Annotated in this window: 24 protein-coding genes and 2 tRNA genes; 10 read left to right on the forward strand and 16 right to left on the reverse strand. The window is 63.0% G+C overall.

Annotated features, from left to right (window positions below; all coding sequences use genetic code 11):
- Positions 1–104: 104 nt before the first annotated feature.
- A complete protein-coding gene (locus ACK4FZ_RS08305; protein ID WP_409819749.1) occupies positions 105–1,340 on the forward strand; it encodes a DEAD/DEAH box helicase in 1,236 nt (411 codons plus the stop codon).
- On the opposite strand, the gene ACK4FZ_RS08310 is transcribed toward ACK4FZ_RS08305, so the two are convergent.
- From ACK4FZ_RS08310 to ACK4FZ_RS08350, 9 genes are all read right to left on the reverse strand, one after another.
- On the reverse strand, positions 1,337–4,015 hold the full coding sequence (locus ACK4FZ_RS08310; RefSeq protein WP_409819751.1) for a putative bifunctional diguanylate cyclase/phosphodiesterase: 2,679 nt from the start codon (positions 4,013–4,015) through the stop codon (positions 1,337–1,339). The genes ACK4FZ_RS08305 and ACK4FZ_RS08310 overlap by 4 nt on opposite strands.
- A gap of 12 nt (positions 4,016–4,027) precedes the next feature.
- Positions 4,028–4,810: a substrate-binding periplasmic protein gene (locus ACK4FZ_RS08315; protein ID WP_409819753.1), complete on the reverse strand. Its 783-nt coding sequence runs from the start codon at positions 4,808–4,810 to the stop codon at positions 4,028–4,030.
- Between the two features lie 171 nt (positions 4,811–4,981).
- The gene (rlmF, locus tag ACK4FZ_RS08320; protein WP_409819755.1) at positions 4,982–5,941 is read right to left on the reverse strand and encodes a 23S rRNA (adenine(1618)-N(6))-methyltransferase RlmF; all 960 of its coding nucleotides are present in this window, start codon (positions 5,939–5,941) and stop codon (positions 4,982–4,984) included.
- Positions 5,942–6,044: 103 nt separating this feature from the next.
- Positions 6,045–6,350, reverse strand: coding sequence for a hypothetical protein (locus tag ACK4FZ_RS08325; RefSeq protein WP_409819757.1), 306 nt, complete (start codon positions 6,348–6,350; stop codon positions 6,045–6,047).
- Positions 6,351–6,443: 93 nt separating this feature from the next.
- Positions 6,444–7,385 (reverse strand): GlxA family transcriptional regulator, encoded by a 942-nt coding sequence (locus ACK4FZ_RS08330; RefSeq protein WP_409819760.1) that lies wholly within the window; start codon positions 7,383–7,385, stop codon positions 6,444–6,446.
- 28 nt (positions 7,386–7,413) lie between these two features.
- Complete coding sequence (locus ACK4FZ_RS08335) at positions 7,414–7,611, reverse strand: DUF1737 domain-containing protein (protein WP_017507177.1); 198 nt, start codon at positions 7,609–7,611, stop codon at positions 7,414–7,416.
- A 144-nt stretch (positions 7,612–7,755) separates the two neighbouring features.
- Complete coding sequence (locus ACK4FZ_RS08340; RefSeq protein WP_409819763.1) at positions 7,756–8,649, reverse strand: EamA family transporter; 894 nt, start codon at positions 8,647–8,649, stop codon at positions 7,756–7,758.
- Between the two features lie 115 nt (positions 8,650–8,764).
- Positions 8,765–9,073: a DUF1272 domain-containing protein gene (locus ACK4FZ_RS08345; protein WP_409819766.1), complete on the reverse strand. Its 309-nt coding sequence runs from the start codon at positions 9,071–9,073 to the stop codon at positions 8,765–8,767.
- Between the two features lie 13 nt (positions 9,074–9,086).
- Entirely contained in the window at positions 9,087–9,662 is a 576-nt protein-coding gene (locus ACK4FZ_RS08350; RefSeq protein ID WP_409819769.1) for an isochorismatase family protein, read from the reverse strand.
- Between the two features lie 309 nt (positions 9,663–9,971).
- Between ACK4FZ_RS08350 and ACK4FZ_RS08355 the strand changes: the two genes are divergently transcribed.
- The 4 genes from ACK4FZ_RS08355 to ACK4FZ_RS08370 all read left to right on the forward strand — a co-directional run bounded on the left by ACK4FZ_RS08355 (position 9,972) and on the right by ACK4FZ_RS08370 (position 13,194).
- Positions 9,972–10,316, forward strand: coding sequence for a hypothetical protein (locus ACK4FZ_RS08355; protein ID WP_409819771.1), 345 nt, complete (start codon positions 9,972–9,974; stop codon positions 10,314–10,316).
- 98 nt (positions 10,317–10,414) lie between these two features.
- The gene (locus ACK4FZ_RS08360; RefSeq protein ID WP_206210924.1) at positions 10,415–11,122 is read left to right on the forward strand and encodes a response regulator; all 708 of its coding nucleotides are present in this window, start codon (positions 10,415–10,417) and stop codon (positions 11,120–11,122) included.
- 1 nt (position 11,123) lies between these two features.
- Positions 11,124–12,287: an ATP-binding protein gene (locus ACK4FZ_RS08365; protein ID WP_409819775.1), complete on the forward strand. Its 1,164-nt coding sequence runs from the start codon at positions 11,124–11,126 to the stop codon at positions 12,285–12,287.
- 151 nt (positions 12,288–12,438) lie between these two features.
- Positions 12,439–13,194, forward strand: coding sequence for an EF-hand domain-containing protein (locus ACK4FZ_RS08370; protein WP_409819777.1), 756 nt, complete (start codon positions 12,439–12,441; stop codon positions 13,192–13,194).
- 125 nt (positions 13,195–13,319) lie between these two features.
- Here the strand turns inward: ACK4FZ_RS08370 and ACK4FZ_RS08375 are convergent, their stop codons facing one another.
- On the reverse strand, positions 13,320–14,012 hold the full coding sequence (locus ACK4FZ_RS08375; RefSeq protein WP_409819780.1) for a response regulator transcription factor: 693 nt from the start codon (positions 14,010–14,012) through the stop codon (positions 13,320–13,322).
- Positions 13,988–15,784: a 7TM-DISM domain-containing protein gene (locus tag ACK4FZ_RS08380; RefSeq protein ID WP_409819783.1), complete on the reverse strand. Its 1,797-nt coding sequence runs from the start codon at positions 15,782–15,784 to the stop codon at positions 13,988–13,990. Before ACK4FZ_RS08380 ends, ACK4FZ_RS08375 begins: the two co-directional genes overlap by 25 nt.
- Before the next feature lie 244 nt (positions 15,785–16,028).
- Here ACK4FZ_RS08380 and ACK4FZ_RS08385 point away from each other — a divergent pair, with 244 nt between their 5' ends.
- The gene (locus tag ACK4FZ_RS08385) at positions 16,029–16,346 is read left to right on the forward strand and encodes a DUF411 domain-containing protein (RefSeq protein WP_409819785.1); all 318 of its coding nucleotides are present in this window, start codon (positions 16,029–16,031) and stop codon (positions 16,344–16,346) included.
- 307 nt (positions 16,347–16,653) lie between these two features.
- On the opposite strand, the gene ACK4FZ_RS08390 is transcribed toward ACK4FZ_RS08385, so the two are convergent.
- The 4 genes from ACK4FZ_RS08390 to ppsA all read right to left on the reverse strand — a co-directional run bounded on the left by ACK4FZ_RS08390 (position 16,654) and on the right by ppsA (position 23,756).
- Positions 16,654–18,273, reverse strand: coding sequence for a methyl-accepting chemotaxis protein (locus tag ACK4FZ_RS08390; RefSeq protein ID WP_409819788.1), 1,620 nt, complete (start codon positions 18,271–18,273; stop codon positions 16,654–16,656).
- 204 nt (positions 18,274–18,477) lie between these two features.
- Positions 18,478–20,010 (reverse strand): fumarate hydratase, encoded by a 1,533-nt coding sequence (locus tag ACK4FZ_RS08395; protein ID WP_144371272.1) that lies wholly within the window; start codon positions 20,008–20,010, stop codon positions 18,478–18,480.
- Between the two features lie 183 nt (positions 20,011–20,193).
- A complete protein-coding gene (locus ACK4FZ_RS08400; protein WP_409819791.1) occupies positions 20,194–21,198 on the reverse strand; it encodes a class 1 fructose-bisphosphatase in 1,005 nt (334 codons plus the stop codon).
- A gap of 170 nt (positions 21,199–21,368) precedes the next feature.
- Complete coding sequence (gene ppsA / locus ACK4FZ_RS08405; RefSeq protein WP_409819793.1) at positions 21,369–23,756, reverse strand: phosphoenolpyruvate synthase; 2,388 nt, start codon at positions 23,754–23,756, stop codon at positions 21,369–21,371.
- A gap of 289 nt (positions 23,757–24,045) precedes the next feature.
- Here ppsA and ACK4FZ_RS08410 point away from each other — a divergent pair, with 289 nt between their 5' ends.
- Together ACK4FZ_RS08410 and ACK4FZ_RS08415 are read left to right on the forward strand one after the other, a co-directional pair.
- Positions 24,046–24,867 carry a pyruvate, water dikinase regulatory protein gene (locus tag ACK4FZ_RS08410; RefSeq protein WP_409819796.1) on the forward strand — a complete coding sequence of 274 codons (822 nt, stop codon included), beginning with the start codon at positions 24,046–24,048 and terminating at the stop codon, positions 24,865–24,867.
- Positions 24,868–24,988: 121 nt separating this feature from the next.
- Positions 24,989–25,201, forward strand: coding sequence for a sigma factor-like helix-turn-helix DNA-binding protein (locus ACK4FZ_RS08415; RefSeq protein ID WP_144371276.1), 213 nt, complete (start codon positions 24,989–24,991; stop codon positions 25,199–25,201).
- Positions 25,202–25,269: 68 nt separating this feature from the next.
- Here ACK4FZ_RS08415 and ACK4FZ_RS08420 read toward each other — a convergent pair whose 3' ends face one another.
- Positions 25,270–25,674 (reverse strand): NUDIX hydrolase, encoded by a 405-nt coding sequence (locus tag ACK4FZ_RS08420; RefSeq protein WP_409819798.1) that lies wholly within the window; start codon positions 25,672–25,674, stop codon positions 25,270–25,272.
- A 159-nt stretch (positions 25,675–25,833) separates the two neighbouring features.
- Between ACK4FZ_RS08420 and ACK4FZ_RS08425 the strand changes: the two genes are divergently transcribed.
- Together ACK4FZ_RS08425 and ACK4FZ_RS08430 are read left to right on the forward strand one after the other, a co-directional pair.
- A tRNA-Arg gene (locus ACK4FZ_RS08425) sits at positions 25,834–25,910 on the forward strand.
- Between the two features lie 6 nt (positions 25,911–25,916).
- Positions 25,917–25,992, forward strand: a tRNA-Glu gene (locus ACK4FZ_RS08430).
- The last annotated feature ends 2 nt before the right edge of the window (positions 25,993–25,994 follow it).

Raw genomic sequence — 25,994 nt, forward strand, 5'->3', positions numbered from 1 at the left:
AACACCGTCTGCGCTGCCGTCAACCCTGGCGCCACCACAGCGTAGGCTGGTTACCACAGCACAAACCCCGTAGACTGCGCGCTTTACCCCGCAGGCCCGCCTTCATGTCCTTTACCCACCTGGCGCTTGACCCCGCGCTGCAACGCGCGCTGGCCGACGCCGGCTTCGATACCGCCACCCCCATCCAGCAAGCCGCCATTCCGCCGCTGCTGGCCGGCCACGACGTACTGGCCACCGCCCGCACCGGCGCCGGCAAGACCGCCGCCTACTGCCTGCCGCTGCTGCAACGGCACCTGCAGCCCGGCGCCCGCCGCAGCACGCTGATCCTGCTGCCAACGCGCGAACTGGCACAGCAGGTGGGCGATACGCTATGGCAGCTGTCGGCGCACCTGAAACGGCCGAAGATCGTGGTGGCTTATGGCGGGGTATCGATCAACCCGCAGTTGCTGGCGCTGCGCGGCGGTGCCGACTTCATCGTTGCCACGCCGGGCCGCCTGCTGGACCTGATCGCCAATAACGCCGTGCCGCTGGGCGAGATCGGCACGCTGGTGCTGGACGAAGCCGACCGCCTGCTGGCGCTGGGCTTTGCCGACGAGCTGGGCCGCATCCTGACCTTGCTGCCGGCACAGCGGCAGACACTGCTGTTTTCGGCCACCTTTGCGGCCAACGTACAAAAGCTGGCCGCCAGCCTGCTGCGCAACCCGCAGCGGATTGCCATTGCCGATGAGGCGGCACCGGCCATTACCCAGCGCGCCATCGACATCAACGCCGCCGACCGCCGCGCCGTGCTGCTGACCCTGCTGCACAGCGGCGACTGGCCGCAGGTACTGGTGTTCGTCAACAGCAAGCACGACGCCGCCGAGCTGGCGCAATGGCTGCAGCGCGAAGGCATTCGCGCCGCCGCGCTGCACGGCGAACTGGCCCAAGGCCGGCGCGAACGGGTACTGGCCAACCTGAAAGATGGCACCTTGCAGGTGCTGGTAGCCACCGACCTGGCCGCCCGCGGCATCGATATCACCGCGCTGCCGCTGGTGATCAACGCCGAGCTGCCGCGCTCGCCGCAGGACTACACCCACCGCATCGGCCGCACCGGCCGCGCCGGGCTGGCCGGCACTGCCATCAGCCTGATCGACGCCGACAGCCGTGCCCACTTCCGCCTGATCGAAAAACGGCTGGGGCTGAAGCTGGCACGCGAACAGCTGGCCGGCTACCCCGCCACCGATACGCCGGCGCCAAGGTTGGCCGCCGCCGACGACAACGGCGGTATCAAAGGCAAACGGATGAGCAAGAAAGACAAATTGCGTGCCGCCGCTGCCGCAGCCAGCGACAGCAAGCCCTAGCGCGGCGCCGAGTGCTTAGCCGGCGGTGGTAGCAACTGACGGATGTCCAACAGCCGCTCGAAGCTGTCCGCCGTCATCGGGGCACCAAACAGATAACCCTGGAAGCGGGTACAACCGCGCTGTAGCAGGCAGGCGTGCTGCGGCGCGGTTTCTACGCCTTCTGCCAGCACCTCCAGCTGCAGGCTGCGCGCCAGTGCCAGCACCATATCAACGATGGCTGCATCATTGCCTTCGTCCAGCGCACCCTGCACAAAAGAATGATCCAGTTTCAGCTGGTCCAGCGGCAACTGGCGCAGATAGCTCAACGAAGAGTAGCCGGTGCCGAAATCATCCAGCGCAAAGCGCACCCCCAGCCGCCGCAGTGCACGCATCTTGTCGATGCTGTGCACCATGTCGTCCATCAGTACGCTTTCGGTCAGCTCCAGCAACAACTGCGCCGGTGGCGCACCAGTGTGCGTCAGCATGTCCTCGACGCGGGCGACAAAATCTGCCTGCCGCAACTGGCACACACTGACATTGACCGACAGCACCAGACCGGCAGTTTGTGGCTGCGCGGCCCAGCGCACCAACTGGCGGCAGGCTTGCTCCAGTACCCACTGGCCGATGGGCAGGATCATGCCGCTTTCTTCTGCCAGCGGTAAAAAGACGGTCGGCTGCAGCTCGCCCAGCTCGGCACTTTGCCAGCGTAGCAGTGCCTCGGCCCCCAGCACGCGGCCATCCGCCCCCACCTGCGGCTGGTAGTACAGCTGCAGCTCGTCGCGCTGCAGCGCCTGGCGCAGCGCCTTTTCCAGCCGGGCGCGGGCAGTGACGCTGTGTTGCATGGCGGCATCGAAAAAACACACGGCATTACGGCCGGCCGCCTTGGCACTGTACAGCGCCAGATCGGCACGTTTCATCAGGTCTTCACTATGGCGCGGGCCATCGGCAAACAGCGAAATGCCGATGCTGGGCGTGCAATGGTACTCGTGGCCCGCCAGGTCATACGGCTGGTTCATCGCCAGGCGCAAGTTTTCGCCCAACCGCTGCGCCCGCGACGCCGCTTCGGTCAGGCCGCTACCCAACGCCGGCAACAGGATGACGAACTCGTCGCCGCCCAGCCGCGCCACGGTATCGTCTTCCCCGACTTCCTGCAGCAACCTGCGGCCAACCTGCTGCAACAGGATGTCGCCCATATCGTGTCCCAGGGTGTCGTTGAGGGTCTTGAAGTTGTCGAGGTCGATGAACATCAACCCGCCCTCCAGCCCCGGCTGGCCGTGACGCAGGGCTTGTTGCAGGCGCTCCAGCAACAAACGGCGGTTGGGTAGCCGCGTCAGCGGGTCGTAGTAGGCCAGATCGCGGATTTCCTGCTCCTGCGCCTTGCGCTGGGTGATGTCGGTGAGCATGGCCACATAGTGGCTGACCTGGCCGTCCTGGTCTTCTACCGCGGTGATGGTCAGCCATTCGGGGTATACCTCGCCGTTCTTGCGGCGGTTCCACACCTCGCCGCTCCAGCTGCCGTGGCTAAGGAGGTGATGCCACAACTGGCGGTAGAAGTCGGCGTCGTGGCGGCCGGAGCGCAACAGGCGCGGCGTCTTGCCCACCGCCTCGGACGGCCGGTAGCCGGTAATGTCGGTGAAGGCACGGTTGACCCGCAGGATGACACTGCGGGTGTCGGTGACAAAGATACCCTCTTGCGATTCAAAGGCAGCCGCCGCAATGCGCAGGTCTTCTTCGTCACGGGCGCGGGCGCGGGCCAGACGTTCAAAACGCAGGTAGTACAAAGTGGCCAGACCCAGCAACATGGCCAGGGTAATGCCGACGACCAGGGCGGTGCGCCATGCCTCGCGCCGCCAGTCGGCCAGCGCCACGGCCTCGTCCAGCTGCACGCTCACCACAAACGGGTAAGCGCGGGAGGCACGATAGGCCGTCAGCCGGGCCGGGCCGCCAGCGCCGGCAGCTTCGCGATAGCTGTCGGCGTCGGTTTGCGCCAGCCGCGACAATAGCCGGCTGGGACGTAGCGGCAGACCCGGCAACGCATCGGGATCGGTACTGAGCAACAGGCTGCCGTCATAGCGCAGCAGCGCCACACTGCCTTGCTGCGGGCTGATGTGGTTACCGTAAAAGTTGAGAAAATAATCGGTGTTGAGCGCGGCCAGCACGGTACGCCAGCCTTGGTTCGGCTGCGCGACGTCCAGCGCCAGCGGAATGAAGCTAAGACCGTGCAGGGCGCGCGACGGCGGCAGACTGGCGTCGGCAAAGTCACGGCCAACCGTCAACGGGCCGGTACGTAACACCTCTAGCGGGGCGGTGCTTTGCGGCATATAGGCCTGCATCGACACCGGCACGCCCAGGTTGGCCGCACTGCTGCTAACGCGGATATAGCCGTGCTCGTCCAGCAGCGCCAGGCTGCGCAGATACGGCGCCTGCTGCAGGAAGCTTTGCAGGCGGGCGTTATCTGCGCCACTGCTGCCTGCCAGCAGCAGGGTGCGCTCCACCACATTCAGGCTTTGCGTCAGGTGGTCTTCCAGCGCCCGTGCCGTTAGCGTAGCCAGCGCAAACTGGCGTGTTATCGCCTCGCTGCGCAGCCGCCACAGTACCGAAGCGGTGGCAACCGACACGCTGGTGAGCACCACCAGCACAATCAGCAAGAAGGTGGCGCGGTGGCTCAGGGGCGTCAGGCTCTGCAGGCTGGACATGGCTGTGCTGGCTTATCGCTCGGCAATCGGGCCCAACTTGTGACGCTGAATGGCTGCGGCCAGCGTACCGTCCTGGCGTGCTTGCTCCAGAAAACGCGAGACGCGCTGGAACCAGGCATCGTCGCCCTTCTTCATGGCGTAGGCGTAATGGGTGAGGTGATAGGTTTTGGTCGGTGCCACCAGCCGTGCCCAGTCGGTGGTTTCCAGCATGCGGCGGCTGAACGGGTAGTCGGTCATGAACACGTCGGCACGGCCGGCCTGCACCTCCTGCTCGCGGCCTTGCGGCGTGTCGGTGACCAGCAAGGTGGCGTGCTTGAGGCGGGCGCGCATCACCGGCTCGTGCAAGGTGCCTTTGGCCACCGCTACCACCATGCCGGGCTGGTCGATATCGGCCCAGCTTTGCACGCGGCGGTTGCTCTTGGTGGTAATGGCGTAGATGTCGCTAATGAGGTGCGGGCGGGTAAAGCGTAGCTTCTCGCTGCGCTGCGGGTTGATGCCGATGGCGAACATGGCGATGTCGCAACGGTCTTGCTCTACGTCGTCGATCAGGGTGGCAAACGAGCTGTCCACAAACTTCACCGCCACCCCAAGCGACTTGCCCAGCGCCTGCGCCATGTCGATATCCACACCACTGAGCTGGCGGGTTTTGGGGTTACGGTAGGAAATGCCGTAGTAGTCCGGCCAGATGCACACCCGCAGCTCGCGGCTGGTCTGGATGGTATCGAGACGGGCGGCACCAGCCGCCAGCGGCAGGGCCAGCAACAGGCTGGTCAGCAGCTTGCAAGGGGTTTTCATGGTGGGGTTTGTCCGGTGGGGCGATTTCTGACGGCCTCAAACTCGCCAAGCATAGCGGCTTTATCAAGTCAAAACCAGCAGAAATACGCACTTATCATTAATAAATACTATCAAATGATAAACAGTGTTGCCCCCGCCTACCCTGCATCAGATCAAGCTTTCCGACAGTGCTTACTGCCCCCAGCGCGCCTCGCGCCAGATCGCCATTTCTTCCTTGTCCAGATACGTCCACGCCACCACGCGGCTGATCTTGTTGCCTTGCGCCATGTCCAGCGTCACCACGCGGCGGGCGTCGCACATTTCCAGCTCGCGCTGCAGGCCGCGCACGTTGGCCGCCTTGGACACCAGCGAGCTGAACCACGCCACCTGGTGGCCGTAGCTGACGCTCTCGCGCGCCATGGTGGCCAGGAACACTTCTTCGCCGCCATCACACCACAGTTCGTGGTGGCGGCCACCGAAGTTCAGCTCCACATTGCCCATGCGCTGGCCGGTGAGGTTGGCCACCTTGCGGCGCGCGGCGGCGTCGGCCTCGCTGGCCGAGCCGTGGAACGGCGGGTTGCAGATGGTGAGGTCGAAGCGGTCGTCGCGCTTGATGATGCCGTCGAAGATGCTGGCTGGCGTGGTCTGCTGGCGCAGCTTCAGCCCGCTCTTGAGCTGCGGGTTGGCGTCCACGATCAGGCGCGCCATGCGCAGCGCGTCGGCGTCGATGTCGCTGCCGACAAAGCGCCAGCCGTACACGTGGCGGCCGATGATCGGGTAGATGCAGTTGGCGCCCACCCCCACGTCCAGCACGGTGGCGCGCTTGGGGATGGTGCCCTGGTTGCTCTTGGCCAGCAGGTCGGCCGCATGGTGCAGGTAGTCGGCGCGGCCGGGTACCGGCGGGCACAGGTAGCCGGGCGGAATGTCCCAGTACACCACGCCGTAGTGGTGCATCAGCAGCGCACGGTTCAGCGCTTTTACCGCCGCCGGGTTGTGGAAATCCACGGTCTCGATGCCGTGCTCGTTGTGGCGCACGTACTCGGCCAGCTCGGGGTTGGCCGCAATCAGCGCGGCAAAGTCGTAACGGTCACGGTGCAGGCTGCGAAAATGCAGGCCGGGTTTGCCGTCGCCGGCAGGTAGCTTGATGGTCATGGCAGATACCGCAAAATCAATCGGCGGATTGTACGGACTTATTGCAATGAAGTGGGAATGGCTGCATTGGCTGACCGGCCTTGTGCTTTTGCCCTGCTGGTACTCAGGCGAAGATGTCGATGATGTTACCGGCCACCTTCAGGCCGTTGACCACGCTCTCGCCGGTGGCTGACACCGTCTCGTACACCACTTCGGCTGCCTCGACGGCGGTTTCCGCCGCGCCGGCGGCCAGGTTGAAGGCGCCGCCGGCCAGCTCGACCCCGGCTTCGCCCAGGTCGAGCGCCGCCTCGCCGAAATCGGCAGAGACTGCGTCCACCACCGCTTCACCCGCGTGGTACACGCCCTTGCCCAGGCCGACCACCCCTTTCAACATCTGGCTACCGCCCACTGCCATGCCGCTGTAACTCATTTCGCTCTCCCGGATTGCTGCATTCCCGCCGTCAGCATGCCGGGTTGCGGAGGGCAATAGGTAGCCGGATTGTTGCGCTTGGCAACAAAACGCTTACAAACCACCACCAACCTGGCCGGGTAACTGCGTTTCGAACTTGGCCCACACCCGCCGCATGGCGCGGGCCGAGGCAAAACCGCCGCCTTCGGCCGCCCGCTCTACCGCCACGCCTTGCTGCAGCAGCTGGCGCACCAAGGCCACGCGCAGGCGTTGCTGGTATTCCACAATGCTGACGCCGGTCTGCTGGCGGAACAGCCGCGTGAGGTGGCGCGGGCTAAGGTGCACGCGTTCGGCCAGCGCGGCCAACGGCCACGGCTGCGCCGGGTCGCGCGCGATGGCGTCCTGCACGCGGTGCACCGCCGGGTGCAGGTGGTTACGGTAGGCCAGCCACGGCGACAGCTGGGCGTCGTCGCCGGCGCGGCGGCTGTACAGGACCATGCGCCGCGCCACCCGTGCCGCCACGTCGGAACCGGCATGGCGCTCGATCAGCGCCAGCGCCAAGTCCATGCCGGTCGTAATGCCGGCCGAGGTGGCGATGTGGCCATCTTCCACAAACACACGGTTGTCCAGTACCCGCGCGCGCGGCGCAGTGGCGGCCAGCTTGGCCACAATGCTGTGGTGCGTGGTACAGGCGCGGCCATCCAGCAGCCCGGCCATGCCGGCCAGCAAGGCGCCGGAGCACACCGTGGCCAGCGCCACCTGCGGCCGGATGTGCTGGCGCAACCAGGCCACCAGTTGCAGCGCCTGGGGCGTGGCGTAATCGGCGTCCTCATCTACCGTCCCCACCACGATCACCAGGCTGCCGTCGGCCACCGCATCCGGCAGCGGCGCAATGCGCGACACCAGCCCCAGCGAGCAAATGCACTCGGTGGCCGGGCCGGCAATGTGCAGCCGAAACGGCGCGCCCTCGTCCAGCGCCATGCGGAAGGCCTCGGCCGGGCCGACAAAATCCAGCGCCAGATAGCGCGGGGTGAGCAGGAAGTAGATGTCTTTCATGCGGCCAACCTTGTCTGCGGATAGCCGCTTACAGCTCGCCCAGCTTGATGTCCGGCTGGTAGTCGCCGTCCACTTCCTTGACGATGGCCTGGCCGGCGATGACGCGCTCGCCGTTGAAGGTGAGCGTGGGCGCGCCGTGCAGCTGCCAGCCACGGTTCAGCGCCTCGGTGACACGGTGGCAGAAGGCGCTGTCGTCGGGGCCGGTGAGCAAGCGGTACAGTTTCATGGTGTGGGTCCGGTGGTCAGAAGGTATGACGATACACGACAAAGCCGGTCTCCCGCGCCACGCGGTCGTACAGCTGGCGGGCGGCGGCGTTGTCGTGGCGGGTATGCCAGTGATAGCGGCAAATTATCGCTCATGCGGCCAACCTTACGCCGGCTGCGGCTTGCGCCACAGGGCCAGCAGGCGCGGGCCGAACACGTTCACCGCCAGCCCGCCCAGCAGCAGCGCGCCACCGGCCAGCTGCCAGAAGCTGAGGCGCTCGCCCAGCACCAGCGCCGCCGACAGCACGCCGAAAAACGGCACCAGCAGCGAGAACGGCGCCACCACGTTGGCCGCATGACGGCTGAGCAGCTTGCTCCACTGGCCGTAGCCGAACAGCGTGGCCACCAGCGCCAGGTAGGCAATGGCAAACAGGCTTTGCGGCGTGGCCACCTGCGCCCATACGATACGGTCGGCTTCGAACAGGCCGGACAGCGCAAAGAACGGCACGATGGGCGCCAGGCTGCTCCACACCACCAGGCCCAGCATGTCCGGCTTGTAGCCGGCGGCCACGATGCGGCGCACCACCACGTTGGACAGCGCCCAGCTGGCGGCGCCGCACAGCGTCAGCACAAAGCCGGCCAGCGGCAGGCTGGCCGCGCCCAGGCCACCGATCAGGTACAGCCCGGCGCTACCGATCAGCAGGCCGGCCAGCTGCCACGGCGTAAAGCGCTCGCCCAGCCACAGCATGCCGATCAGCAAGGTAAAAAACGCCTGCGACTGCAGCACGATGGACGCCAGCCCGGCCGGCATGCCCAGCTTGATGGCGGTAAACAGACAGGCAAACTGCCCCAGCCCCACGCTGAGGCCATACAGCGCCAGCCAGCGCCACGGGATGGCCGGCCGCCGCACGAACAGCAGGCCCAGGCCGGCGGCAGCGCTGAAGCGCAGCGCCCCCAGCAGGAACGGCGGCACGCCGGCCACGCCCCACTTGATCACCACAAAGTTGAAACCCCATACCGCAACGATCGCCAGCGCGATCAGCCGGTCTTGCCAGTTCATGGCCTGCTCCCCAAGGTTGGCCGCACGCGGCCGGTGGTCAATGACATCGAGCTTACGCCAGCCGGCACGCGCCAGACAGCAACAGTGCGTTCCGATTGACGGGATACAGCTGCCGTCAGCGCCACTCGGGTGGCAAGCCGTCCTGCGCCGCCAGCAGCGCGGCGTGGGCGGCCAGGTCTACCGGCCGGTAGGTGACGGTGCTGGTGGCCGGGTGTACCGCCAGACCGGTACAGCCCACCCATTGCCGCGCCGGGCGGATGGGGCGCGGGGCGAAACCGCCGCCGCAATTGGGGCAGACGTTGTGCAGCACCGCCTCGACACAGCGGGCGCAGAACGTGCACTCGTAGCTACAGATGCGGGCGTCGGGGCTGTGAGGCGGTAGCGGCATGTTGCAGTGTTCGCAGCTGGGGCGCAGTTGCAGCATGGCGTGTGTGCTTTCAGAGGGTGGCCTGGTTGGCCGCATCGGCGTCCAGCCGCGCCAGCACGCTGGCCACGGTATGGATGTCGGCAAAACGGCCGGCCAGCACCAGCTCGGTCCGCTGGCGGATGTCGTCGGCGCTGAACACGCGACCGCTGTGCGGGTGGGTCATGGCAAAGGTCAGCGTGGCCTCGGTAACGTAATCGACGCCAAAGCCCAGGTCGCTGCCGACGCGGGTGGTGGTTTCGCAGCACTGCTCGGTGCGGATACCGCTGACGATCAGGCGGTCGATACCCCGTGCCGTCAGCCACGCCTGCAGGCCGGTATCGGTAAACGCGTTGTGGACGTGCTTGGTAAAAGTGACGTCCGGCGCCGGCGGCAGCCAGGCCATCGGCTGCACGTGGCCGCTGGCGGCGGCAAACGGGCCGTCGCCATCTTCGTGCAGCACGTACACCACCGACACGCCACGGGCGCGGGCGCCAGCGATCAGCGCCAGCAGCGCCTGGCGGAAAGCCGGCAGTTCTCGCTCGTCCCAATACGGGCGGTGCAGGAAGGATTGCTGGACATCGATGACGAGTAAGGCAGAACGGGACATTTCAATACTCCGGGCAGCTGGGTAGACAATCCCTATTCTGCTTGCCGCCAGCAGTAGTGACGAGGCAGCAGGCAGCCAGAATGGGGACCGATCCGGCCATGCTGCGCCATGGCATGGCGCTTTGTATCAAAACCCTTACAAAACCGACAATACCCCTACACAGACACTATCGATACTGACAGCATCGCCAAGAGCGCATGGCACCGGTCTGGCCCAAACGGGCGCAGCCGGTCGCCTGGACAGCCTGCAATGCCGGGCTGGTGGCCCGCCCCGTGCGGCGCCATCCGATAATAAAAACGGAGCCTATCGATGAAGACCTCACTGCTCACACCGGTCTGCGTGTTGCTGAGCCTGGCCGCGCCGCTAACGGCGGCGGCCAACCCTACCGCGCCCCTGCCAGACCCGCAGACGCTGTTCGCCTTGCTACCCGAGACCGATGCCGACGCGAGGCCGACGCAGCCGGTAGCTTTCCGCTGGCCGGCTGCCGTCAAGCTCAACCTGCCGCAGGCACTACGTGCCACCAGCCTGGCAGCACCGTCGCTGCAAGCACCGGCCGAATGGCTGGCGCACATGCAGCGCCTGGGTCGCAGCGACAGTACGACCCCGCCGGCTTCGCCCGATAGTACGCGCCACCCGGTAGCCGTGCCGGGCTGATCCCCCGCTGTGCACGCAAGCAGCATGCGCCCACTTGCGTCAGAATGAACATGACGCCGACCCCGCTACGGGCAACCCGGCGTAGCCAAGGAGCTTTCATGAACGAACACAGCATCCATCTGCTGATCGTTGACGACGACCCCGATATCCGCGACCTGCTGGCGCACTACCTGCAAAGCTACGGCATGCAATGCCTGTGTGTCGGCAATGGCCAGGCCATGCGCGACGCGCTGGCGCACACCAGCTTCGACCTGATCATCCTCGACCTGATGCTGCCCGGCGAAGACGGCCTGTCGCTGTGTCGTCACGTGCGCAGCGTCGGCGATACGCCGATCATCATGCTCACCGCCCGTGGCGAGTCGGCCGACCGCGTGGTAGGCCTGGAGCTGGGCGCCGACGATTACGTGGTGAAACCGTTCGACCCGCGCGAGCTGGTGGCGCGCATCCACACCATCCTGCGCCGCGCCCGTGGCAGCAGCACGCCGGGCGAACAGGACACGGTTCAGTTTGCCGGCTGGCGCCTGAGCCACCTGAAGCGCGAGATCACCACCCCGGCGCAGCTGGTGGTGCCGCTGTCCAACGCCGAATACCGGCTGTTGTGCGCGTTTCTGGAACGCCCGCAACGCATCCTCAGCCGCGAACAGCTGATGGACGCCGCCCGGGGCCGTACCGTAGAAGCCTTCGACCGTAGCATCGACCTGCTGGTATCGCGCTTGCGCCAGAAGCTGGGCGACGACCCGAAACAGCCGCAGTTGTTGAAAACCGTCCGCGGCGAAGGCTATCTGCTGGACAGCAAGGTAGGCTGACATGCGCTGGCGCCCGCGCGATACCCTGTTTACCCGCCTGTTCTGCCTGGTGCTGGCCGCGCTGCTCTGCAGCCACATCATCATGACGCTACTGTTTGCGCTGTTCGGCCCTGGGCCACCAAGCGTGGCAGAGCCGCTGCCCAAAGGGGCCATCACGTCCACAGAGGTAGTGATGATGCCTGCGCCGCAAGACCTGCCGCCTGGGCTGAGGCCAGCACCGCAGCCCAGGCCAGCCCCGTTCGGGCCGGAACAAGGTAGCGCCATGGATGCGCGGCCCCGGATGCCACCGCAGCCACCGGGGCCACCCGGGCCTGGCCGTCTGCCGCCTGAATTCTGGTACGGCTTCGCCCTGCAACTGGTGGCAGTCAGCCTGCTGGCCTGGTACGGCGCACGCCGGCTGGCACGCCCGATCGAACAGCTGACCCGTGGTGCCCGCGAACTGGGCCGCACGCTGGACGCGCCGGCCATTGCCGAAACCGGGCCGCTGGAAACGCGGCAGGCGGCACGGCTGTTCAACACGCTGCAAAGCAAGCTGCGCCAGCAGATGACCGAGCGTAGCCAGTTTCTGGCTGCGGTGTCGCACGACCTGCGCACGCCGCTGACCCGCATCCGCCTGCGCAGTACCCAGGTACAGGACCCGCAATTGCAAACGCGGCTGAACCAGGACATCGACGACATGGCCGACATGCTGAACGCTACCCTCGCCTACCTGCGCGACAACAGCCAGCAAGACGAATGGCAACAGCTGGACATCGAAGCCCTGCTGCAGGCCATGGCCGAAGACGCGCAGGAGCTGGGCCAGCCGGTCAGCTTCAGCGGTCATGCCGACCAGATCCTGACGCTGCCGGCCACACTGCGCCGCTGCCTGGACAACCTGCTGGGCAACGCGCTGCGCTACGGCGAACACGCCGACATCCTGCTGCAACAGAACGCCGACTACGTGGAAATCTGCATTCGTGATTACGGGCCTGGCATTCCGGAAAACCAGCTGGCGCGGGTACTGGAACCGTTTGTGCGGCTGGAAGATTCGCGTAATCGCCACACTGGCGGCACCGGCCTGGGGCTGACCATTACCCGCGACGGCGCACGGCGCATGGGTGGCGAACTGTTGCTGGCCAATGCGCCGCAAGGCGGCTTGCTGGCGACACTGCGACTGCCGCGCTAAGACCGCAGCGTTTGTATCGGCGGCGATACAAACACGATAAATGCCGCTTACAACATCGCCATAAAGTGATACGGCCCGCTACAGGCCGTATCACTTTTTTGTCATGGACGCGCTGCAGGCGGGCCTTTTTACCCCTACAGGGAGATCCATCATGAACAGCATCTCAAGCAGTAGCGGCAGTTATCAAACCGCCGTGATGCAAGGTATGGGCGGGCCGCGTGGCCGGCCCAAACCGGAGGCCAGCGATGTTGCCGCACAGATTTTCAGCAAGCTGGACACCGACAAACAGGGTTATCTGGAAGCCAGCGACTTCACCTCGGCCATTAGCCAGCTGTCCAGCAGCCAGCAACAGGCCAGCGGCGAAGAAGTGTTCTCCAGCCTGGACAGCGATAGCGACGGCAAGCTCACTCAAGACGAACTGACCACCGGCATCCAGGCCTTGCAAGACCAGCTGGACAGCCAGTTCAACGCCATGCGCGTGCAACAGGGCATGGGCGGCATGAATGGCATGCCGCCGCCCCCGCCGCCAGGCGGAGGCCGCGGGGGACAAGGCCAGGACGAAGGTTTCGACCAGGAACAGCTCAGCCTGCTGGCCAGCGCGGCGGAAGAAGCCGGTGACAGCCGTGGTGCCAGCATGTTCAGCGAACTGGCGGACAACTTCGACGAAGCCGACGCAGACGGTGACGGCAAGGTCACCTTCAGCGAAAGCGTGGCCTACCGCGAGCAGCAACAGCAGCAAGCCAGTAGCGAAGACAGCAGCAGCGACACCAGCACCGCCAGCGCCAGTAGCAGCACCAGCCTGAGCCAGGAGATGCAAAGCCGCATTGCCCAGCGCCTGATGGACATGATGCGCGCCTACGACGACAAGCCGCGCAACAGCACGGCAAGCAGCCGCTTTGCTGCCTGATCAGACCTAACCGTGCCAAGGTTGGCCGCAGCGGTGGGCGATGCAGCGCACTGCCAGCAGCTACCCGTAAAAAGCGACCCCGCCTGCCAGGCAAGCGGGGTCGCTTTATCAATGACAAAGACGGTTTACTGGATAGCCAGCGCCACAGCCAGCTGATACCCCTGGCCGCGTACTGCCTTCAGAGCACTGCTGTCACAGCCAGCTTGCACCAGCTTTTTACGCAAGCGTACCAGCTGCACTTCCAGATTGGCCTTGCTGTAGTCTTCCAGCCGCTTGCCCAGTAACTCGATCATCTGCCAGGTTTCCAGTTGCCGCCCGGGGGCGCGACACAGGCCGGCTAGCAGCGCAAACTCGGAGGCGGTCAGCGGTACCACGCCCGCCGGTCCGGAGAGCTGCTGCTGGTCGCTATGCAGCCACCAGGTACGCGCCGCCTCGCGGCTTTCGTGCAAACGACGCGCCAGCGAGCGCACTGCGGCCAACAGCTCTTCCAGCGAACAAGGTTTGGTGAGGTAGATGTCTGCACCGCTGGCATAGCCCTCAACCCGCGCCGCTATGCTATTACGCGCAGTGGTCATGATGATGCCGACCTCCGGCTGGCTGCTCCGCAAGCGACGCGCCAGGCTGATACCGTCTTCGCCAGGCAGGTTGAGGTCGATGATGAACAGGTCAGGCTGCACCGCCAGATCACCCAGTGCCTCGGCGCAATCAACACCATAAACGTGGTAGCCCTGCACACGCAGTGCTTCCATGGTCACTTCGCGCAGTACATCATGGTCTTCCACCACCACTACATTCAACGGATTGTTACGGGTAACCATACTTCAAATCTCACGATATCGGCTTCGGGCCGGTAGGCGATGCGACCCTGCAACAGCGTACACAGGCCCCGCACCAGATAGAGCCCCAGACCGGAACCAGTCTTGCTGTGCGCACCAGGACTTCGATAATACTTTGTAAATACCTTGCTTGCATCCGGCATGCCGGCAGCAGCGGGCTTATTGTCAACCGATAGCCACACACTACTACCGCTAACACCACATTTGACATGCACCTCGCTATTTGAAGGCGAATACTTCAAAGCGTTATCTATCAGATTTGATAATACGATGCGCAAAAGCTGCGTGTCTGTTTGCAACAGTGGCAGCGTCGCCGGCTGCAGTACCAGACGTGACGGCTCGCGGCAGGCCTCGCGGATGTCCGCCAGCAAGTCGGCCAGCACCACGGTCTGGCACTGCAGCGCTTGTTCACCCTGATCAATACGGTCTACCAGCGTACAGCGCTCCACCACGGCATTCATGTCGTCTACTGCGTGCTCGGCGTGCTGCAGCAGGCGCTGCTGGCCCAGTTGCAGCCGCAAGCTGCCCAGGGCCATGCGGATGACCGACATCGGCGTTTTCAGTTCGTGCGTGAGCATGGCCATGAAGCGGCTTTGCTGCTCGCGCTGCTGGCGCTCGATGTCGATCTGCTGCCTGGCCAGCTCCAGCTCCAGCGCGATGGCCCGCCGCTCCTGCCGCAGCTGGCTGGAGCGGCGCTGGAGCAGCACATAAGCCAGCGCACTGGTCAGCAAAGACAGCAATAACTGGCCGTAACGGTTCATTTCCAGCACGTCCCCCACACCCAGCAAGGGCAGCATGGTAATGGCCACCACGGCTATAGACAGCGTATAGAGCACGCGTAACAGACGCCGCAGCGGGTGCGGCGGCACTGCCCACGCAGTGACGGCCATCAACACCACTTGCAGCGTGGCCATGCTGGTATTGGTCTGCATCACGGGTTGCACCACACCTACAGCCAACAGTAAAAACAGCAAGGGGAAGTACACCGGCAACAGGCGCAACAACCAGGCCAGCGGCGCCGGTGGCGCAAAACCCAGCAACAGACGACGGTGAAACAACACACTGGCCAGACAGAACAACGTGGACGTCCAGCTGGTAGCCACATCGGCCAACTGCGGCCAGGCTTTCGGCACCAGCATGCTGTAATAACCCATGAACGCCAGGTTGCAGAGAATGGACAGCAACTGGTAAGGAATGAACAGGCCAACGACGCGGTCTCGACTGTGGCGATAATCGGCAATGGCCCATACCAGCAGCCACAGCAAGACGGCGTAATAGAAAATCTGCCAGCCAAAGTGCCGCGCGTCCTGTTGCAGGGCTTGTTGCAGACTTTGTGCTTCCACGCTCAGCAGGCTGGTACTGGTGGTTTGCAAGCGTAGGTAATACACGCGTTGCGGGCTGTCTTGCTGTAACAGGAAGGCCGGCGTGATGCCAGGATAACTGCGCTGGGCGTAAGGATAGCGATCGCCATCTGCCGCACTGTGCCAGCGCCCGTTGCGGTCTTGCCAGTACAGTTTCACATCATCCAGATAAGCTGGCCGCACGCGCAATACAAAAGGCTCGCTGGCCTGACCATGAGCCACCTGCAAGCGCAACCAGCTGACTTGCGAGGTATACCCGCGCGCCAGTACACCCGGCAACGGGGTGAAGGCTTGCTGCTGTACCTGCTGTACGCTGTAACTACCCAGCGGGTCAGACAGCAAGCCACGCGATAGCACTAGCGTCTGCGCTGCCAACGGCTGCCACAACAGCAACAGCAATACTCCCCACAAGCCACGCCACACGATCTTTGCTACCTCGTACAAAAGCGCGAGTATGGCACAGCAATGGAACTCCCGCTGCCGCCACCTCTCAGAAGCCTGTCGAATCTTGGCGAAAAGCACCATGAGAATACTATCGATACTACTAGGCGCAGTAGCACTGCCAGCATTAGCGGCGAGTAGTGGCCAGCTGTTTCATGACCCGAACTGTGGCTGCTGCGGCAAATGGGCACAGCATATGCAGGCACATCAACTATCGCTGACAGCACAGCCGCGTCAGGACATGGCGGCGCTGAAACAGCAACTGGGTATACCGGCCAACTTGCAAAGCTGCCATACCGCCCGCATTGGCAGCTATCTGATCGAAGGCCATGTACCCGCCGCAATAGTGCAGCGCCTGCTGAAAGAAAAACCGGCCGTTGCCGGCTTGGCAGTGGCAGGCATGCCGATAGGCAGCCCGGGTATGGAGGGGCCGGTGAGCCAGCCTTACAAGGTGATGGCCTTCACCCGTGACGGCAAGCAGTTTGTTTACGCCAACATCAAAGGAAGCAGTTGATGTCAATACGCAAGCGTATCGTGATGATGGTAGCCACGGTGGCGGCACGCTGGGTGTGGCAGAAGCTGAAGCGGCGTCTGTTGCGACGCTGAGCGTGTCACGTGTCAACAAGATTGCGGCCAGCCATGCCTATGCTGCGGCATAGGCTAGCCAGGTGGCGCTATCTTTACCGTAGTTGCGACAAACGGCGGTACCGCCAAACTGCGGCCGTAATGTAGCACGTACATGCCTACCATGGCGGAGCTGGCGTACCAGCCCCTGCCGAGCATAGATTGGCTATCGAACAGGCCGCAGGCCAGAGGAGACACTACAGCCGAAAGCGATCAGACAAATCAGCCAGCTCTTTGCTGGCCCGGCTGATCGCCTCGGCCATGCCGAGTGTTTGTTCGGTCGCTGCGCGGGTGGAGACCGAAATGCTGCTGACTTCGCGCAGGTCACCGCGTATGCCCTGGCTGGTATCGGCCTGCTGTTGTAACACCTGTTCTACGGCCAGCATCTCGCTGCACAGTGCCTCGGTACCACTGCGGATGGTACTGACCGCCATGCCGCCATCCTGGGCTTGCGAAATACCGCCTCGCAGTTGCTCCACCATCTCATCCATGCGCTGCTTGGTCAGCTGGCTGTTGCTCTGGATACTGCCGATCGTGCTGGTAATCTCCCCTGTGGCCTGACTGGTACGCTCGGCAAGCTTGCGTACTTCGTCCGCCACCACGGCAAAACCTCGGCCTTGTTCGCCGGCGCGCGCCGCTTCGATAGCGGCATTCAGGGCCAGTAGATTGGTCTGATCGGCCACGTCGCGGATAACCCCGATCACGGTGGTAATGCTGCCCAAACGGCCAACCAGGTCATCAATACTGGCTTGGGTAGCGCTGACCAAGGTGCCGATTTCATTCAGCCGCTCGATAGCACCGGCAATCACGGTCTGGCCATTGCTGGCATTGATACTGGCGTCGTCGCTCTGCATGCGGGCGGCGTGCGCCTGGCTGGCTGCGGCAGTCACGCGTTGACTGAACTGCTCGGTAGCGGCACGGATGCGTTCAGTCGCATCATTCTGCTGCTGCGCCAGCTGACGGCTGCTGCCGGCCTGCTCCACAATGGCGTTGCTGCTCTGGTTCAGTACATGCACCGACTGCGCCAGATCCCCCAGCAGGCGACGCAATGCCTGCCGCATTTGCAACACCGAGGCATGAATGCTGCCTTCCACCACCGCCTGACCATCATCGACACCGCGCAGGTCGCCTGCCGCTACTCGCTGCACCAGTGCCTGAACCTCGCTGGGCTCGCCGCCAAGCTTGCGTAACAAACCACGTACCGAGAGCAGGATGATGGCAGCGATGCCGGCTACCAGCAGCATCGCAATCAGTACCTGCCAGCGAGCGGTTTGCCAGAAGCGCTGATCAACCTCGGCAAAGCTGATGCCGGTGCCCACCACCCATTGCCAGCGCGGTGTGCGCTGCGCCACCGACAGCAGGTCGACTACCTCGCCGTCACGCACCGCCGTCCACCAGTACTCGGTCAGCTGGCCGCCCGAACGCTGCAATGCGTTACTGAGGATGGCGCCAACGCTGTTGCCATCGGCGTCCTTGAAATCGTTGAAGCTGGTGCCGTGCAGCTGCGGGTCCAGCGGGGTGGCGACAAACAGCAGCTTGTCGTCGGCAACGTACACGTACTCCGACGTGCTGTACTTGTTCTCGCGCAGCAGGCGGGTGGCGATGGCTTTGGCCTGGGCGTCGGTCAGTTGGCCGCTGGCGGCCAGCTGTTCCAGTTGCACGATGCTGGAATAGGTGCTGGACATCAATTGCCGGATGCGGGCGCGGTTATCCAGATCGCTCATGTGGCGCATGGTGTAGGTACCAGCCAGCGCGATGGCTAGCATGCTGATTAATACCAGTAGCGATATCAGCCAGGCTTTGTGTTTGACTTTCATGATTTGCTCCCTGTCGCTGCCAGCGGATGGCGGGTGATGACGAGTCACGATTCTGCCACAGAGGTCTTATATTGGTACTAATTTGGTATTAGCAACGGCAAACACCATGACTTCTATAGGGCTTTTTAGGTCGACAACGACATGGCAATAAAAAACCCCGCCGCAGATGCGACGGGGTTGGTGAAGTTGACCGCAGACCGGGCGTCAGGCTTGCTGCTTGGCGCGGGCGATGTCGGCGATCTTCACGCTCCATTCTGCCGGGCCGGTGTTGTGTACCGAGGTACCACAGGCGTCGACCGCCACGGTTACCGGCATGTCTTTCACTTCAAACTCGTAAATGGCTTCCATGCCCAGATCGGCAAAACCCACCACTTTGGAGGCCTTGATGGCCTTGGACACCAGATAGGCAGAGCCACCCACCGCCATCAGGTACACGGCTTTGTTGTCCTTGATGGCTTCGATGGCTGCCGGGCCGCGCTCGGCCTTACCGATCATGCCCAACAGGCCGGTCTGTTCCAGCATCTGGCGGGTGAACTTGTCCATGCGGGTGGCGGTGGTGGGGCCGGCCGGGCCAACCACTTCGTCACGCACCGGGTCTACCGGGCCCACGTAGTAGATGAAGCGGTTGGTGAAGTCTACCGGCAGCTTCTCGCCCTTGTTCAGCATGTCCACCATGCGCTTGTGCGCGGCGTCACGACCGGTCAGGATCTTGCCGTTCAGCAGCAGCACGTCGCCCGGCTGCCAGCTGGCCACTTCTTCCGGGGTGATATTGTCGAGGTCGACACGCTTGCCATTAGAGGCGTCGTAGGTGATTTCCGGCCAGTCTTCCAGGCTCGGCGGGTCCAGACGGGCCGGGCCGTTGCCGTCCAGGTGGAAATGCACGTGGCGGGTGGCGGCACAGTTGGGGATCATGGCGACCGGCAGGCTGGCGGCGTGGGTCGGGTAATCCAGGATCTTCACGTCCAGCACGGTGGTCAGGCCGCCCAGACCTTGCGCGCCGATGCCCAGCGCGTTCACTTTTTCGAAGATTTCCAGGCGCAGCTGCTCCACGCGGCTCAGCTCGGCACCGCTGGCAGCCTTGGCTTTCAGCTCGTGGATGTCCACGTGGTCCATCAGCGACTCTTTGGCCAGCAGCATGGCCTTTTCCGGGGTACCACCAATGCCGATACCCAGGATGCCCGGCGGACACCAGCCAGCACCCATGGTCGGCACGGTCTTCACGACCCAGTCGACGATGCTGTCGGACGGGTTCAGCGCGTAGAACTTGGACTTGTTCTCGGAACCGCCGCCTTTGGCGGCACAGATCACTTCCACGCCGTCGCCTTCAACAATCTCGAAGTGCACCACGGCCGGGGTGTTGTCCTTGGAGTTCTGGCGCTTTCCCGCCGGGTCCAGCAGCACGGAGGCGCGCAGCTTGTTGTCCGGGTTGTTGTAGGCGCGACGTACGCCCTCGTTCACCATTTCCTGTACCGACAGGGTGCTGTCCCACTGCACCTTCATGCCCACTTTCAGGAACACCACGGCGATACCGGTATCCTGGCAGATCGGGCGGCGGCCTTCGGCACACATGCGGCTGTTGATCAGGATCTGCGCCATGGCGTCTTTGGCGGCCGGGCTTTCCTCGTGCAGGTAGGCCTGGTACAGCGCCTCGATATAGTCTTTCGGGTGGTAGCAGCTGATGTACTGGAAGGCATCGGCAATGCTCTGGATGAAGTCGTCCTGACGGATGATGGTCATTATTGGGTTCTCCAGCGTAGGGGCTGTGTTGGGTTTGCCGCGCTATTTTAGGCGTTTCGCCCCCTGGCCGAAAGCCGCATTGCTGCAACGCGGGAACATAAAACCCGAACAATGCAAAACCGCCGACACAAGGCCGGCGGCTGGGCGAGGCAGATGGCGGCCAACGTTGGCCGCAACACGTCATCAGGCCTGGTGGTAGCCGGTAACGCGCGCCACTTCTTCCTTGGAGCCCAGGAACACCGCCACGCGCTCGTGCAGGCCGTTCGGCTGGATGTCCAGGATGCGCTGGTGGCCGTTGGTGGCCAAGCCGCCCGCTTGCTCGATGATGAAGGCCATCGGGTTGCCTTCGTACATCAGGCGCAGCTTGCCCGGTTTGGCCGGATCACGCGCGTCTTTCGGGTACATGAAGATGCCGCCGCGGGTGATGATGCGATGCACCTCGGCCACCATCGACGCTACCCAGCGCATGTTGTAGTCCTTGCCCAGCGGGCCCTCCTTGCCGGCCAGCAGTTCGCTGACGTAGCGCTGTACCGGGGCTTCCCAGTGGCGCTGGTTGGACATGTTGATGGCGAACTCGCCGGTGGTGGCCGGTACCACCATCTTGCGGTGGGTCAGCACCCAGGAACCCAGCTCGCGGTCCAGCGTGAAACCGTACACGCCTTGGCCAAACGTCAGCACCAACATGTTCTGCGGGCCGTACACGGCGTAGCCGGCAGCCACCTGGCGGTTGCCCGGCTGCAGGAAGTCGGCTTCGGTCGGCTGGGTGTTGCCTTCCGGTGCTTCCAGCACCGAGAAGATGGTGCCAACCGAGATGTTGACGTCGATATTGGACGAGCCGTCCAGCGGGTCGAACATCAGCAGGTAGCGGCCACGCGGCATGTGCCCGGGGATGGAGTGCGGCAGCTCCATTTCTTCCGACGCCATCGCGCCCAGGTTGCCACCCCATTCGTTGGCTTCCAGCAGGATGTCGTTGGCGATTACGTCCAGTTTTTTCTGGGCTTCGCCCTGCACGTTGCCGGTACCGGCATCGCCCAGCACGCCAGCCAATGCACCTTTGTTAACCGAGTGGGCGATGGCCTTGCAGGCACGTGCCACGGTTTCGATCAGCAGGCGCAGGTCCGGCGGCAGCGCGCCGTGCTGGCGCTGTTCTTCAATCAGGAAACGGGAGAGGGAGATACGGCTGCTCATTATTGTCCTCGTATCACGTAGGTCGCAAAAAGGGATGGCCAAGTTTACCACCCTGCCCCAGGCGTCTGGGGTGTTACCTGCGCACTACATGAATCATCCATGAAAAACGCCCGACCAGGGCAAAACGGAAGCCGTTTTGGCGAGTCGGGCGTGGGGCAGAAACGCAACGCTTAGGCGTTCAGTTCCTTGGCCAGGTACAACCAGGTTTCCACCACGGTATCCGGGTTCAGGGACACGGTTTCGATGCCCTCTTCCACCAGCCACTTGGCGAAGTCCGGGTGATCGGACGGGCCTTGACCGCAGATACCTACGTACTTGTCGAGTTTGCGGCAAGCCTGGATCGCCATATGCAGCATGGCTTTCACGGCTTCGTTGCGCTCGTCGAAGGTGGAGGCGATCGGGCCGCCGGAGTCACGATCTACGCCCAGAGTAAGCTGGGTCATGTCGTTGGAACCGATGGAGAAACCGTCAAAGTGCTGCAGGAACTTCTCGGCCAGAATGGCGTTGGTCGGCAGTTCGCACATCATGATCAGGCGCAGGCCGTTTTCGCCGCGCTTCAGGCCGTTGGCGGCCAGGATCTCGATCACTTTTTCGGCTTCGGCCAGGGTACGCACGAACGGGATCATCACTTCCACGTTGGTGAGGCCCATTACGTCGCGCACTTTCTTGATGGCGCGGCATTCCAGCTCGAAACAGTCGCGGAAGCTGTCGGCCACGTAACGCGCGGCACCACGGAAGCCCAGCATCGGGTTTTCTTCGTGCGGTTCGTACAGTTGGCCGCCGATCAGGTTGGCGTACTCGTTCGACTTGAAGTCGGACATACGCACGATCACCTTTTTCGGCGAGAAGGCCGCAGCCAGCGTGGACACGCCTTCGGCGATCTTGTCGACGTAGAAGTCAACCGGGCTGGCGTAACCGGCGATGCGATCGGTGATGGTCGCTTTCAGGTCGGCCGGCAGGCTGTCGAATTCCAGCAGCGCTTTCGGGTGGATACCGATCTGACGGTTGATCACGAACTCCATGCGCGCCAGGCCCACGCCTTCGTTCGGCAGCTGCGCGAAGTCGAAAGCCAGTTCCGGGTTGCCCACGTTCATCATGATCTTCACCGGCGACTTCGGCATCTTGTCGAGTTCGAGCTCGATGATTTCCACGTCCAGCAGGCCATCATAGATGTTGCCGGTGTCGCCTTCGGCGCAGGAAACGGTCACTTGCATGCCATCCTGCAGCAGGTCGGTGGCGTCGCCACAACCTACTACCGCCGGAATGCCCAGCTCGCGCGCAATGATGGCCGCGTGGCAGGTACGGCCGCCACGGTTGGTCACGATCGCGGCAGCGCGCTTCATTACCGGCTCCCAATCCGGGTCGGTCATGTCGGTAACCAGCACGTCGCCGGCTTTGACCTGATCCATCTCGGACGCGTCCTTGATCATGCGCACGGTACCCTGGCCGATCTTCTGACCAATGGCACGGCCTTCACACAGCACGGTGGAGGTGTTTTTCAGACGGTAGCGGCGCAGGGTGTCCTTGCGGTCTTCCTGCGACTTCACCGTTTCCGGACGCGCCTGCAGGATGTAGAGCTTGCCATCCAGGCCGTCGCGGCCCCACTCGATATCCATCGGGCGGGCGTAGTGTTTTTCGATGATCAGCGCGTACTGGGCCAGTTCGGCCACTTCGGCATCGGTGATCGAGAACTGCTTGCGCAGGTCTTCGGCCACGTCCACGGTTTTCACGGAACGGCCGGCTTGCGACGCGTCGGTGAATTCCATCTTTATCAGCTTAGAGCCCATGGTCTTGCGCAGGATGGCAGGACGGCCGGCTTTCAGCGTCGGCTTGTGAACGTAGAATTCGTCCGGGTTCACCGCACCTTGCACCACCGTTTCGCCCAGGCCGTAGGACGAGGTGATGAACACCACGTCTTCAAAGCCGGATTCGGTATCGATGGTGAACATCACGCCCGCAGCGCCGCTGTCGGAACGCACCATGCGCTGTACACCGGCAGACAGTGCCACCACATCGTGGGCAAAGCCTTTGTGCACGCGGTAGGAAATGGCGCGATCGTTGTACAGGGAAGCGAATACGTGCTTCATGGCGTCTTTGACGTTGTCAAGGCCACGGATATTCAGGAAGGTTTCTTGCTGGCCTGCGAACGAGGCATCGGGGAGGTCTTCTGCGGTTGCAGAGGAACGGACTGCTACGGAGATGTCGGCGCCGCCGGCGTCGGCGACCATTTTTTCCCAGGCGGTCTTGATGTCTTCATCAAGTTTGGCCGGGAAAGGCGTGTCGATGATCCATTGACGGATCTCTTTGCCGACACGGGCCAGCTCCGTTACGTCGTCAATATCAAGCTTCGACAACGCCGCATTGATGCGGTCAGCCAGACCATTATGCTGGAGGAAATCCCGGTAGGCATCTGCTGTAGTAGCAAAACCGCCCGGAACGCGCACCCCGGAATGGGCCAGCTGACTGATCATTTCGCCGAGGGAGGCGTTCTTGCCGCCTACTTTCTCGACATCGGTCATGCGCAGGTTCTCGAACCAGATGACGTAGTTCTCTGCCATCACTTCACTTCCTGTGTTGGATTGGACGATAGGGAAGCCCGCATTCTAGCCGAACAAGACCCGCTTTGCGTAGTTACTTTTGCATCGCACAACACAGGGCTTTCCCTGAATTATCAGCACACTGGATAAAAAATATTGTGTATCCCCATGACTTCCAAGGAAGAAATGTAATAGCGGCACTACAATGCCGGCCAGCGCTACAGGCACGGTATTGATCTGGCTGCTTGCCGTCGCCGCTAAAACGGCACAGACTGCTGACAGCCCAACAACCCGCATTACAGGACCTGCCATGCCGCACCGCCGCTCCGCCTTCTTCGTTTCCGACCGCACCGGCATTACCGCCGAGTCGCTGGGTAACACCCTGCTGACCCAGTTCGATACCGAAGAATTCAAACGCGAAACCGTCCCGTTCATCGATACCGTGGAAAAAGCGCAGGAACTGGCGCGTCGTATCGACGAAGTGGCGCAGGAAGACCACGAGAAACCACTGGTCTTCACCAGTATCATCAAGGCGGACGTGCGCGCCGCCCTCAACATCAACAGCGCGCTGGTGATCGACTTCTTCGAAACCTTTATCGGCGAGCTGGAAAAAGAGCTGGGCGAAAAAGCCACCCTGGAAGTGGGCAAGGCCCACGGCATGTCCAATGAAGAGAAATACGACCATCGTATCGAAGCGGTGAACTACTCGCTGAACCACGACGACGGCGTGAAGCTGAAAGACCTGGACGAGGCCGACGTGATCCTGGTGGGCGTGTCGCGCTCGGGCAAAACCCCTACCTGCCTGTACCTGGCGCTGCAATACGGCATCAAGGCGGCTAACTACCCGCTGACGCCGGAAGACCTCAGCAGCCCGACCCTGCCCAAGATGCTGCTGCCGTTCAAGAACAAGATCTTCGGCCTCACCATCGATCCGAACCGCCTGCACTTCATCCGCTCGGAGCGACGCCCGGACTCGCGCTACGCCAGCATGGACAACTGCCGCCGCGAGGTGAACGAAGCGGAATCGATGTTCCGCCACCATTCAGTGCCGTTCATCAGCACCACGCACAAGTCGATTGAAGAGATCGCGTCCACCATCATGCACAAGGCACACCTGGGCCGCCGTTTCTGACCGCGGTTGGCCGCAACGCACACGGGCGGTACGGCCACAATAAACAGGTGCATTTTTCCTGCATGGGTCTATGCTGAATTCAGGTTTGCCCCACCGCAACCCACCTGCAGGAGAAACCATCATGCGACTGGAACACTTCAACCACATCGCCAATCTGATCGGCCTGAAGAAAAAGTCCCGTGAAGCCGTATGGCTCATCGAGATCGACGGCATGACCGGTTACGCCGCATCGCGGCAGCTGGATATCAGCCAGTCTACCGTCTCGCGCGCGCACGCCCGTTTCCGCAAGGCGCTGCACCAGATCAACCAGCTGACACCGCACCTGCCACTATAGGCATACCGCACCACATCAAGGCGGCCAACCCCGGCAACGAGGTTGGCCGCCATGCTTTTACAAGGTCATTAGAAGGCCGCGCTGCGCACCACGCCGTCAAACGCCAGACAGTCGGCCACCCGCTGCCGTTGCACTGGCGACAAGTCATGCAGCGGCGAGTAACGCCAGGCCAGATGTTCGTCGCTCAGCGTCAAGCCGGCCCCCGCCGGCAAACGACAACGAAAGATGCAGGCCTGCGATTCGTACGCTGCGTGATAGTAGACCCCGGTCAGGCAATCTATCTGCACGGCAACGCCCAGCTCTTCTAGGCACTCGCGCTGCAGCGCCTGGTGAATGGTCTCCCCAGGCTCCAGCGCGCCCCCCGGCAAACCCCAGGCCTGCTTGCCGTAACTGGCCTGCAATAGCAGTACCTCGCCTTGCGCGTTCAAAATCACCGCGTGACTGCTAATACGGAAGCGATCGTCGAAAGCCATGCAAGCTCCTGTTTTTGTAGTAGGTTTTGTGTCAATTCGGCGACTCGCTGTCGCCAACCTGCAAAATACTGCCAGATTTTTACAAAAAGGTGTTGACACTCAAAGCGTCCATCCGTATAGTTCGCATCTCTCGCAAGACAACAGTCAAACGAGAACAGCGCACCCGTAGCTCAGTTGGATAGAGTATTTGGCTACGAACCAAAGGGTCGGGCGTTCGAATCGCTCCGGGTGCGCCACAATCTGTCCCCATCGTCTAGAGGCCTAGGACACCGCCCTTTCACGGCGATAACCGGGGTTCGAATCCCCGTGGGGACGCCAGC

Source organism: Vogesella sp. (assembly GCF_046297735.1).
Classification (GTDB): domain Bacteria; phylum Pseudomonadota; class Gammaproteobacteria; order Burkholderiales; family Chromobacteriaceae; genus Vogesella; species Vogesella urethralis.